This is a genomic window from Sporosarcina oncorhynchi (assembly GCF_033304615.1).
GTDB lineage: Bacteria > Bacillota > Bacilli > Bacillales_A > Planococcaceae > Sporosarcina > Sporosarcina oncorhynchi.
In genome coordinates this window covers 991726-1003586 of record NZ_CP129118.1, presented here as the reverse complement: position 1 = coordinate 1003586, position 11861 = coordinate 991726, and the positions used below count along the sequence as shown (strand labels likewise).

The following is an 11861-nucleotide window of genomic DNA, read 5'->3' as shown; positions in this document are numbered from 1 at the left end:
TATTTACTTTTTGTCGCGTCTTCTTTCTCTTCCTTTTTTGATGACAAGGAACAAGAATGTTAAAAAGATGATATAGACGAGAAGAGATGCGATGAGATAGGGTGTATTGAATCCTTTATCTTCATCCGCAATATAGACTTCCGCCAATTCTCTGTCGAGTACGACGCGGAAAAGACCGTCATCAGATTCTCTAATCAAATCTTGGTTCAATACGCCGCGCAATTTTTTATTGACACCGATTTCTTCAGCAGGAATGTCTACATGTACTGTCTTAGATGTGTTATTAACGGCAATCATCCATGTTTCTTCTTCGGAGGATCGCGTATAGATCATAAATCCGTCTTTGTTATAAAGCATTTTGAACTCACCGTTACGAATGGTGTCCGATTTGTTGCGCAACAAGTTCAAGTTCCCAATTAGCTCTTTAAACTCCATATCCGTTTTGAAGTTGAACAACGGGTGGCTGTCAGGTGCTTCCTTCCCGTTGACAGCAATTTCCGTTCCGTATGTCATAAGTGGAATACCCGGCAACGTGAATAATGCTGTCGCCGCCACTTTCCATCTTGTCGGAGGGAACATTCTCGCTTCGACCATATCGTATGTTAAACGCGGTCCTGTTAAATCATCTAGCTGGATAATATGCTTATCGCTATTTTCAAGAAAATAGTCGATATGTGAAGAGTCTGCATCGGTTTTTGTAAAGGACTGATGGAGCACATCCATTTTTTCAACGCTAGGCGTCAAGTCAAAATCTGCATCGCTTTCCTCATTTGTAATGACGTAAGCTCCTTCTTGCGCTGTATGGATTGCTGCAATCATCTCATTCAGAAAGGCCTTCTCAATACCTTCAATCTTTGTGAGTCGAATACCATCCAAATCGTATGTTGAAACGAAATTCGTAACCGCATCAATCAGCGCTTCACGGACAGCCGGATCTTTTGTATCCCAGTCAACTGTACCATTCGCAGAGTAGATGAATTTAGACTTATTTTCCTTCGTCCAAACATGATCTGCACTCACTTGTCCCATCGGGAAATCTGCAATGACCTTTAACTTCTTATCATGGATCTCTTTCACAAGTTTGTGGAATTCTTCTTGCGTACCAAAATGCGGTTCGAGTTCATCGTACGTCAAGACTTGATTGCCATCATACGTTTCAGTTTTAAATATTGGACCAATGGAAACAACCGTGAAATTCATATCAAGAATATGTTGCAGACGTGCTTGAATCCCGATAAAGTCCCCACCATTAAACGCATGTCGATCTTGTGTGTTGACGTCTACGTCATTTGAGCGGTCACCATTGTTGAAACGGTCTACGAGCAAATCATAAATACTTTCGTTTTCCAGGTTCTTACCGGTGTCTGCAGAAACAGCTGCTGGCATTACAGATGTGATGCATAATAAAATAATGGCGGCCAAGCCAACCAATTGTCTGATTTTCAAAAAGAGTCCTCCCTAACAAGCTATCTGTAGCCATTTTAACAAAAGGAACTGTTCGCCGCCATGTAATGAAATAAAAAATGCACGATGCGATTAAAAATGAGTCTAATTTGTGAAAGATTGAATTCGAATCTCGATTAAATTCAGCAAATTAAAAGAATCCGTCGAATATGCATCGACGGATTCTTTATTAATCTTCATCAACATTGTTACGTGATTTACGGAAAGAGATAATGACGGATATCGCAAACAGGGCCATCATTACGAAAAGCAACAGTAATAAGAGTGCACCTGAACCGATTGCCATTTGTCCATCTCCTTTCCGTTGGTTAACGGTTGATTAGAACAGTTCAATACCCATCGGCAATTTAAAACCGAGGAACATTGTTAAAAATAGGAAGACAAAGAACAAAATCCAGAACGTTGTTACTTTCTTTCCTTTTTCCGAACGTACTAAAACCATTTCCATCATACCGATTGTCAATAGGCCAAGCAAGAACTTGAAGCCGTATTCCATGCCTTTTCCGTAATCCATTCCTTTGATGAAAAGGAAAACGCCAGAGATAAGGATAAGCACATAGAATAGACGCGCGATCATATGTGTAATTTTCTTCCCTTTAGATCCTTTTGCCATTACAGCGGATACTAGAAATACGATAATGCCGACAACCCATGTGAAAATATGAAAATGGGTTGTGTTTGATAAAAAGTCCAAACGTTTCACCTCATTTATAGTAACTACCCTCTAATATTATCACACAATAACTCGTTCCAATAGGAATTCAGCTCATTTGAATCGGTTCACAAGCGTTCCAATTCCTTCGACTGAAATTTTTACAGTATCACCGGATTTCAAGAATGTCGGCGGGTTCATCCCTTTTCCGACTCCCGCAGGCGTGCCTGTTAAAATGACATCTCCTGCTTCAAGTGTTACATATTTCGAGATTTCTGCAATCAGTTCATCAACTTTAAAAATCATATCGGCCGTATTGCCATTTTGACGGACCTCATCGTTCACTTTCGTTACAATCGAAAGGTTTTGCGGCTTCGGAATTTCATCTTTCGTGACGATATACGGACCCATCGGGCATGAACCATCTAGGCTTTTACCAAGGAAAAATTGCTTGTGCGCGTATTGCACATCACGTGCTGTCACATCATTTGCGATTGTATAGCCAAAAATATGGTCATACGCCAGCTGTTTCGGTATGTTGGATCCTTTTTTACTAATGACAATCGCTAATTCCCCTTCATAATCAAGGTTCTCCGTAATAGCAGCGTGAACAGGAAGATCTTGTTCATCCGCAGCAATTGCAGTTGGTGCCTTCGTAAAGATCATCAGTTTTTCAGGCGGAGCGTCTCCACCCATTTCCGCTGCATGATCTGCATAGTTTTTACCGACGCACAAGACATTTTTCGGCGTGCGTGGAATTGGCGATAGCCACTCGATTGATGAAAAGTCATATTTGAACTGCTCCGGATTTTCTAACGTCTGTGCTTGTTCAGCCAGTTTGCGCATTTTCTCAACAAACTGCAGACCTTGTTCGATGCCTTCAATAATTGTTGAAGGGAAATCTTGATCGCCGACAGCTTCAGCAATGGCGGACACATTCCAGACCGCTTCCTCTTTTTTCACTTTGGGACCAAATAATGTTTTCCCTTCATACCGGAACGATAACAGTTTCATGTACAAGCCCATCCTTCCTAATGTGTAGTTCACTTTTGACAGTCAATGCATAGTTGTCCAACCGATCCCTATCTTTTCTGTCCTCTTTCTTTTCTACAACAATTGTGCATTATCCTCTTTTTTCGTCAAATTCTTCCCATATGTTCCTTTACGCCAGATCCATTCAAACGGGCCCATCTTAAATTTCATAAACCATAGTTGGGCAAAAATCACTTGCAAGACGAAGATACCGACAGCCATTAATGTACCTGTCTCAATATCGACTTTCCCGTACAATCCTGCTCCGTAATGATTGAACAACAATGTAGCGATGATCGACTGACTTAAATAGGTTGTTAGTGACATGCGGCCTGCGCTAGCGATTGGTCTGAAAACCGTCAAGAACAGACCGATCTGACAAAGCAGAATGATAAGGCCTGCATAACCGAGCGCCAAAATCGGGCCGCCGACTAATTGCTGAATCAGCGTATTGTAATAGGCATTCACATCCATATACGGCAATGATTTCAATGTAACGCCGATTGCCAACGCAATTATTGTCACGATGGCAATCCGGCCTTTCCACTCTGCCGCACGTTCAAACAGTTTATATTTCGAAAAAGCAGTACCGATTATGATTAACGGAAGTACCATAAACACGCCCATGAAAACGGAAGGCAAACCGATAAGCAACCACTCTGTCACGCGGAAAGCGAGCGCTTCTCCATATGAGCCGTGGCCGTATGCCGTAATCGCACGCTCAATCTGCTGGATATCCGCAAACCCTTCCATTAGTTTTCCAGGCGCTGCTTTTGTCAAGAAGTATGTCCCTGTTATAAGCAGCCCTGTTGGGATCGCATAAACAAGCACCGCAAGCGGCATAAGCCATTTTTTCGGAATGCGTACAACGATAATCATGATGAAACCCATCAATGCATACGTAAACAAGATGTCGCCCGACCAAATGAACAGTGCGTGAATAAGTCCAAACGCCATCAAAATGCCCATTCGTTTTGCCATAAGAGGTGCATACGGCCGATTAGCGGCGATCGCTTTCTCATACTGCATATTCAATCCATACCCGAACATCATCGCAAATATCGGATAAAAACTTGCTTCCACAAATATATTTACTAATTTGAATGACATAACGTCACTTGGCGTCGTGAAATACGTATGTGGATCGATATAAAAATAAGGTGAGTGGAACACAAGCATATTGGCAATGAAAATCCCGAGAAGCGAGAAACCTCGCAGCATATCCAATGCTTCTATTCTTTTTCCAATCATTGTTGGTGCCACTTTCAAACTAATTCCTCCCTAATCGCTACAGCCTTTCCCCCGTCAAACAAATAGAGGACCATCTCTTTAATGTGTATCGAAGTTATTGATTCTATCGCTTTTTTATACAAGTTTAACTGGATACCATATCGTTTCTGCATTACTGCCGTCAACCGTTCTTCAGTTGCGGATTCATGTTGAATTCTGTCTGTTTTATAGTCGAGTAAAACCCATCCGTCCTCTTCTTTGAATAAACAGTCCGCAATCCCTTGCAATAGTTGATGATCACCGTCACTACCGTCATAGGCGTATGTGAAGGGCAATTCCCGTAGCACCCTTCCAGATGCTTGGAGTCTTTTGAAAATCGGCGTCTCAAAGAACGATACGACCGCTTCAGTATGAATGCTTGCTACTTCTTTCTCTGTCAATAATTGACGTGTTGCAAGCTCCGCTACGAACTGTTGGACCTCCTCGGCAGTATACGGCACCGATAAATCGATATGCTGCATAATCGTATGCATCGCTGTTCCGATTTCAGCGCCCGATAAGGATCTCGACTGCATGAATGCAGGTCGCTCATGTAAATACGGTGTACTGACTTCATCGTCTCGCGTTGAGAAGAAATTATCCATTTCGGATTCCTGCTCAAGTTGGGAGATCCGTTTCAGTTCACTCACGGTCTGTTTGGATCGTTTTTGTACAGAATGAAGATGGGGATAGACATAGTCAAATCTGCGTTTCACTTCGAGCGGCCATTCTGATTCGACAGCCAGTTCCTTTTTTGCATGTTCGACTGAACTGTCCGCTTCTTCCTGTTGATCGTAAACGAGGAATGACGAAATCGGGTGGGCGGAAATCTCCCATCTAGAGTGATCGTCCATCAATTCACCGCCGTACATGACACCGAACTTCCCGAAATCGGCATGCCGGGCAATCGCAGGGCCGATCCAGTCGAGATACCCATTCGCACGTGACCGAGTATATTCGGGCAACATCGAGCCATGTTCGAGTAGCTGCGCATCTTGCCATTTGACGATTGTTTTTTCGATATCCTTCACAGACGCAATCATTTCCAAATGCTCTTTCGCCCTTGTCATCGCCACATACAGTACACGCATCTCTTCCGCGCGCATTTCCAGTTCCTTTTTTTCTTTCATCGCAAGGAACGGCAGTGACGTATACGTAATGCGTAGTTCAGGATCGATTGCTTTAACCGCCAAACCGAAATGCTGATCGAATAAATACGGTTCATTGAAATCCATCTTATTGAACTTCCGACCTGTTCCTGCAATAAATACATACGGAAACTCAAGACCCTTAGACGAATGAATCGTCATTATACGTACGACGTCTTCCGTATTACTGACAAACCGGGCCGTACCGAGATCATCGCCGCGCTTTTGCATCCGATCGATGAACCGGAGGAAACGGAACAATCCGCGGAATGAGGTCTTCTCATAGTCGACTGCTCGGTCATGCAATGCACGCAAATTCGCCTGCCGCTGTTTGCCGTTTGGCATGGCGCCGACGATTTCGTAGTAGTGCGTATCCGAATACACTTGCCAGATCAGTTCCGATAACGAACCCCGTCGAGCGAGATTGCGCCAGTCTTCGAACAGCAAGAAAAACCGTTGCATTTTTTCCTGTGTACTTGGCGTAACCCCTGCTCCACCGCTCGCCATGAACAGCTTGAGCGCTTCGTAGAATGGTTTGTTTTTTGCGACGAGTCGTACTTGAGCCAATTCGTTTTCGGTCATCCCAACGAACGGTGCGCGCAACACCGAAGCAAGTGCAATGTCCTGATACGGATTGTCGATGACTCGTAATGTGTTGAGCATGATCATCACTTCGATTGCTTCAAAATAGCCGCGTGACAATTCTGCATAGATTGGTATACCAGCAAGCTTGAACTCTTCCGCGATTGCTCCAGACCACGTCATCGAACGCATAAGGATGACGATATCACGATAGGCAAGCGGCCTGCGCTTATCCGTGAAGGCATCCGTCACTTCCGCGCCCGAATTCATCAGTTCGTTAATGCGCTTAATCATATATCGCGCTTCTGCCTGGGAATGCTTCAATGTCTGTCCTGTTAGCTCATCCGCCTCTACTTCCAGCCCATCGTCATCCGTTTCGTAAAGTAGCGTCAATGATGCGGCTGTCTCTTTTTCTGGATACCGTGCCCCATATTTCAAAGCAGCAGCTTCGTCGTACTCAACTTCGCCAACACGCTCACCCATCACTTGGGAGAAGATGAAATTCGTCGCATCGAGTACTTCTTTCCGACTTCTGAAATTGGCGTTCAAATCGATTTTCAATCCTCGATCTGTATCGTCCGTCGTGAAACGGGTGTACTTTCCAAGAAACAGCCCCGGTTCAGCGAGTCGGAATCGGTAAATCGACTGTTTCACGTCGCCTACCATAAACAAGTTACCATCCGCTTCACCGCCCCGCTTCACCAATTGAATGATCGCTTCCTGCAGCAAGTTCGTGTCTTGGTATTCGTCAACTAATACTTCCGCAAACCGATTTAAATAATCGGCAGCGATATCTGACGGTGCCAATTGCCCTTCTGTTTCGACCGCAAGAATCTTCAGTGCGAAATGTTCCAAGTCCGAGAAGTCGACGAGCCCTTTTTCCATCTTCACTTGCCCGTAACGCTCCCCAAAATCAATGACTAAACCGACAAGTGTATGCATCATCGGTGCCATAAACCGAATCTCATCAAGCAGACGGGCGGGTGTTCTTGTGAAATAGGATTCCTTCAGCGTATTGATAATTTTCTTCACGGAATCGCGCAAACCTTTCGCCCGCTTTGCCAGTTCCTCATCACAGCTGTCTTTTCTGATTGTGCCTGCCTTCACCCATTTTAGTGAACCGAAGAACGTGTACGTATCTTCCCAAGAACCTTCTTCGATCCGTCTTTTCGCTTCGAGCAGCCACTGCAAATCCGCTTCCGCTGTCGGTATAAGCGGTTCCGGCCCTTCCGGCATTTCTGCTGTCCGTTTCATATCAGTCGTCAAAGCGATTGCTTCTTCAAGCGTATGGCGAATCGCCGTTTTAAGCGGACCGATGAAATCGAGTTCATCGATAACTGCATCTTCTCCGATTTCGTATTCCATCGGCAACATGCGCAACCAGCGTTCTGGGGACGGATGGACGCGGGAATAATCATAGAGCCTGTCGATGAGTGTCTCAATCGACTGGTCATTACGGTCTGACGTAAAGCTGTCTGCAAGTCTGTACATCGCTTCTGGATCTTCCGCATTGTAAGCATCCTCCAGCACTTCACCGACCGTATCGTCGCGTAGCAATGCCGCTTCAGTCGTATCTGCAATCCGGAATCCTGGATCGATGTCGAGTAAATAGGCGTATTGTCGAACAACATTTAAACAAAATGAGTGCAATGTCGATATTTGCGCTTTATTCAACAGACTTAATTGTCTGCGTAGATGAATCGAATCCGGTTTCGCAGCGATTGCCTCTTCCAACGCTTCTGCCATACGATGGCGCATTTCTGCGGCTGCCGCGTTTGTGAATGTGACAACAAGCAACTCATCGACATCGATTGGATTTTTTTCATTCAACACTTTCTCGATCATGCGCGTAATGAGCACTTTCGTCTTTCCGGAACCGGCTGCTGCAGAAACGAGGATATCTTTCCCCGTCGCCCATATCGCTTTCCACTGGGCATCCGTGAACGTCACGTCTTCCGGTTTAACTGGAATGTCCATCATCTGTCACGTCCTTCCGCATTTTTTCGAGTGATTGCTCAGAATCCATCGACTCGTACTGTCTATAAGCCTGATCAGGGTCTGTCGGGTCAAATTGGCAAACCGACCGATACGAACAAAACTGGCAAGGCATTTTATCCTTTAGTTTGTATGGATATACGCGTGTATCGCCTGCCAGCATCCCGTCTCCCGCTTGCTGGTGTCTATGCCTGACGAATTTCCTGACGGTGTGTAAATCTTCCGTCGACAACACCTTCGACGCTTTCGTAAACGAGCCGTCCGTCTTGAACGAGGCGGGAATAACAGATGACGTCTTGCCGATTTGTGCATCCATACCCGTGACGACTTCCGGATCATCGAGCAGGTAGCCGCGCATTTTATACGATTTCAGGATTTCTTGTTCAATCAATTCTTCCGTCAATTCGATTTCCGTCCGGATCATCGGATTGTGGATATGCAAATAGAGCACGCCTGCTGGATCCGCTTTGAATCCAATCCATTCTTCCGCATGTTCGACGGCAACATCTAAATACGTCAACATCTGCAAGGAAATGCCATAATAGACATCGGTCAGATCCAGTTGCTGGGCAGATGATTTATAGTCGACGATCCGCAAATACTTTTTACCGTCAATTTCAGTCGCATCCACTCTGTCGATACGACCGCGCAAGTTCATCTGATTGCCGCGTCGTAACGGGATTTCAAGTGGCGGCAACTGTTCACCTGGCCCGAATGCCGCTTCAATCGCAATCGGCTTAAAGAGACTTGTCGTCGCTTGCTTACCAAGCGCGAAAATCGTCCGCGTCAAAATATGCGTCAACTTCCGCCTAATGTAATGGTAGCGTTGCGTCGACAGAAGAATCCGGTTGAAAAACATTGGTGTAATATAATCCATCGCGTCTCTTGCCAGTTGCCAGCATTGCGCTTTCGATAACTCTGACCATGAAATGCCTGTCCTGTTGACTTCATCTGAAATCCATTTCAATGCCGCATGGAACAGATCACCGATCGACGGTGCTTCGAGTGTATATTCCATTCGTTCTTGTAACCCCAGTCCATAAGACGCAAAATGCTGGAACGGACAGCTGTAATAGGATTCGACACGTGACACACTTGAAACGAATGTTTTCCCATATAAACCTTCTGTCAGCTGCGGAGCGAGCCGTTCGGTTTTATTGCCAGCATGCATCGAGCGGGTAATATAACGAAGTACTGATGACCAAAGCGGATCCTCCTCGTAATAGTTCAGCACCGCAAGCCATTCGGCAGACTCGATACCGCCCGTTTGTTCAGCTTCTTTCACTTTCGTAGCGATATAAGGCAGTGCTGTTCGCGGATGAATAATATAATCAGCCTGTTCGTCTTCATCTAGCAGTTCCGACGGGTCTGTGACGGCTGTGTGGATTGCCACTCCGGAGAGCAATTGCTGAACCCGTGGGATATAAAGGGACGGCAACAGCGACTTTCCTTCTTCGTCCGCTCCAGGATACGAGATGAACAGCTTTTCCCGTGCTGATGTGAATGCCCTGTATGCCATATAAGATTCATCCATCAACTTCGTTTTAGATGAAGGGGCCAATTCGATCCCATTCATCGTGAACCATTCCCTGTCCGAATCGGATAGGATTCCTTCCGCATCGATCCGTTGGGGCAACACGCCGTCATTTACGCCGATAACGAAAACGACATCGATATCCATCAAGCTGGAAAGTTCAATCGTCGTCACCGTCACCTGATCCAATGAAGGTGGAATTCGTGTGAATTCAAGCGTATCCAATCCTTCATCTAAAATTCTCGCCGCTTCTTTAAGTGCTATTTCTTTGTCACCGAACATGAGCACAAACTGGTCGAGCACATTGACCCACGAATTCCATGCCTGATCATGCTCCGTCGCGCTTAGCATTTTCCCCGCGCGCTCCTCCTCCGCCCGTAAATCGATAATCTTTTCGAAAACGTGCAAAGACTCCATAAACGTAAACAGCGCTTCTGCTTTTTGTCGTCCTGTCTTTGCGCTTTTCAGCTGAGCGGCAAACGCTGAAAGTGGTTCACGCACAACATCACGGATGAGATGCAATTCCTGCTCCATTTGCAATTCCTCATCGGTCTGCACATTCGTATGCAGTTCCAACCCGCGATATCTCTTCACTTTCCATCTGTCGTCATCTTGCCAACGGTTGCCGTGAATACCGTTTGCCAGTACATAATTCTCGAGCCTGTCCGCACGCTCCCGCCAAATTAGCTTGTCTTCCCCATGAGGAAAGAAGAGATCCGTCTTCACCGCTCGAAACACGGACTCATAAGACCAGCCTGACGTTACGACTTCCAATATAGATCGTGTGAATTCGATAAGTGGATGATGCAACATCGGTTTTTTTCGGCTAATAAAGACAGGTATATCATACTGAGAAAAAATTGTTTCGATCAGTTCGTCATACACGTCAGGTTGACGATACAAAATCGACAATCCTTTATAACGATGCCCGTCCATCACAAGTTTGCGGATATGCCGTGCTACCGCGTGCACTTCTGCACGACGGTCCGTCGCTTCGATAAGTGTGACCGCTCCTTCAGATGCATGCTCAACAGGCGGATAATTCTCGAATTCTCGCTCGAAATGACGAAGCTCGGCGTTTGTGAATCGCAACGCTTCTTCAAGATGAATTTGCTCTTCGATTTCAATCGACTCTTCCCGTGCGATTTCCCGCAGTTTCATGGAAGACCGTACGGCATTGAAAAACAGTTCGTGATCGGCGTGTCCCGACAAATCGGATTCCATCGGCAGCACAACGGTCACCCGGTTGCCATGCTTCATCAATTCTGTAATGATCTCATATTCACGCGCCGTAAAGCTTTCGAATCCGTCGATATAAATCTCAGCTCTTTCAATCAGCTCTGCGTGTTTAATCTGCGAAGCCAATAACGCGAGATGCCCTTCACTATCTACGTAAGTAGTCCCGAGTTTTTCTTCTATTTTACTGACAAGCAACACTAGATCACTTACTTTGTCTTGCAAAGTGCGCGGAGCATTCCCTTTTGACAGACTATCTTGAAGAAGCGTAAGTGTTGGCGTGTCCAGACAGTATCTGCTGAACTCCTTCATCAGATCGCCGATTCTCTCGGTGAACCCACGCTTATCTGCTGCTTGACGAAACAACTTCAACTCATCCCGATTTTCTTCCAGCACACTCCGGACAAGCATACGATAGCCGAACCCGTCGACCTCCTTGCGTGTAATGCCACCCGTTTCCTGCAACACGCGCCACGCAAGCCGTTTAAACGTCGACACTTGTGCACGAATCATCCCGTTCAACCCGAATTTGACGGACAAACTATGCTCCATAGAATAGGACATCTGGTCCGGCACAATTAGAATGATTGCTTCCCCGAGCGGATCACGCTCAAGCTCAGCCGCAATCTCCCGTTCAATCATCGTCGTCTTCCCTGTTCCGGCCCTGCCGGTAATGAAACGCAATGACATGTCAAATCCCCCTCATTCATTTCCGTCTTTACATGTATAGATCAAATCTGTGATTACATAAAAATAGTCCCTATCAACCTACCTTTCATTGTACCGAAAGATGAGGTGGACAGGAACTAATTACACTAACTAGATGTACCTATTCTTTTATCCTGAAAACGTGATGGCAACACGAAAAGTCCAAAGCCGGCTACAGAAGTCCATATATCCTTGTAAAAGTCCATAACTGCTTCGAAAAGTTCAAAGTCACCTACAAAAG

General features: G+C 45.6%; 6 protein-coding genes. All 6 read right to left on the bottom strand.

Annotated features, from left to right (window positions below):
• Positions 1-3: 3 nt before the first annotated feature.
• The 6 genes from QWT69_RS04620 to addB all read right to left on the bottom strand — a co-directional run bounded on the left by QWT69_RS04620 (position 4) and on the right by addB (position 11602).
• Positions 4-1446, bottom strand: coding sequence for an alpha-amylase family glycosyl hydrolase (locus QWT69_RS04620; RefSeq protein ID WP_317969445.1), 1443 nt, complete (start codon positions 1444-1446; stop codon positions 4-6).
• A gap of 337 nt (positions 1447-1783) precedes the next feature.
• Positions 1784-2158 (bottom strand): YisL family protein, encoded by a 375-nt coding sequence (locus QWT69_RS04615; protein ID WP_317969443.1) that lies wholly within the window; start codon positions 2156-2158, stop codon positions 1784-1786.
• A gap of 72 nt (positions 2159-2230) precedes the next feature.
• Positions 2231-3130: a fumarylacetoacetate hydrolase family protein gene (locus QWT69_RS04610; RefSeq protein WP_317969441.1), complete on the bottom strand. Its 900-nt coding sequence runs from the start codon at positions 3128-3130 to the stop codon at positions 2231-2233.
• Between the two features lie 93 nt (positions 3131-3223).
• Positions 3224-4411 (bottom strand): DUF418 domain-containing protein, encoded by a 1188-nt coding sequence (locus QWT69_RS04605; protein WP_317970910.1) that lies wholly within the window; start codon positions 4409-4411, stop codon positions 3224-3226.
• Positions 4412-4413: 2 nt separating this feature from the next.
• Positions 4414-8124 (bottom strand): helicase-exonuclease AddAB subunit AddA, encoded by a 3711-nt coding sequence (addA, locus tag QWT69_RS04600; protein WP_317970908.1) that lies wholly within the window; start codon positions 8122-8124, stop codon positions 4414-4416.
• A complete protein-coding gene (addB, locus tag QWT69_RS04595) occupies positions 8108-11602 on the bottom strand; it encodes a helicase-exonuclease AddAB subunit AddB (RefSeq protein ID WP_317969439.1) in 3495 nt (1164 codons plus the stop codon). Before addB ends, addA begins: the two co-directional genes overlap by 17 nt.
• Positions 11603-11861 lie beyond the last annotated feature (259 nt).

What these genes read in the sequence shown, in the direction of transcription:
- QWT69_RS04610 (WP_317969441.1), bottom strand. Translation starts at nt 3,130, where the DNA reads ATGAAACTGTTATCGTTCCGGTATGAAGGGAAAACATTATTTGGTCCC.
- addA (WP_317970908.1), bottom strand. Translation starts at nt 8,124, where the DNA reads ATGGACATTCCAGTTAAACCGGAAGACGTGACGTTCACGGATGCCCAG.
- addB (WP_317969439.1), bottom strand. Translation starts at nt 11,602, where the DNA reads ATGTCATTGCGTTTCATTACCGGCAGGGCCGGAACAGGGAAGACGACG.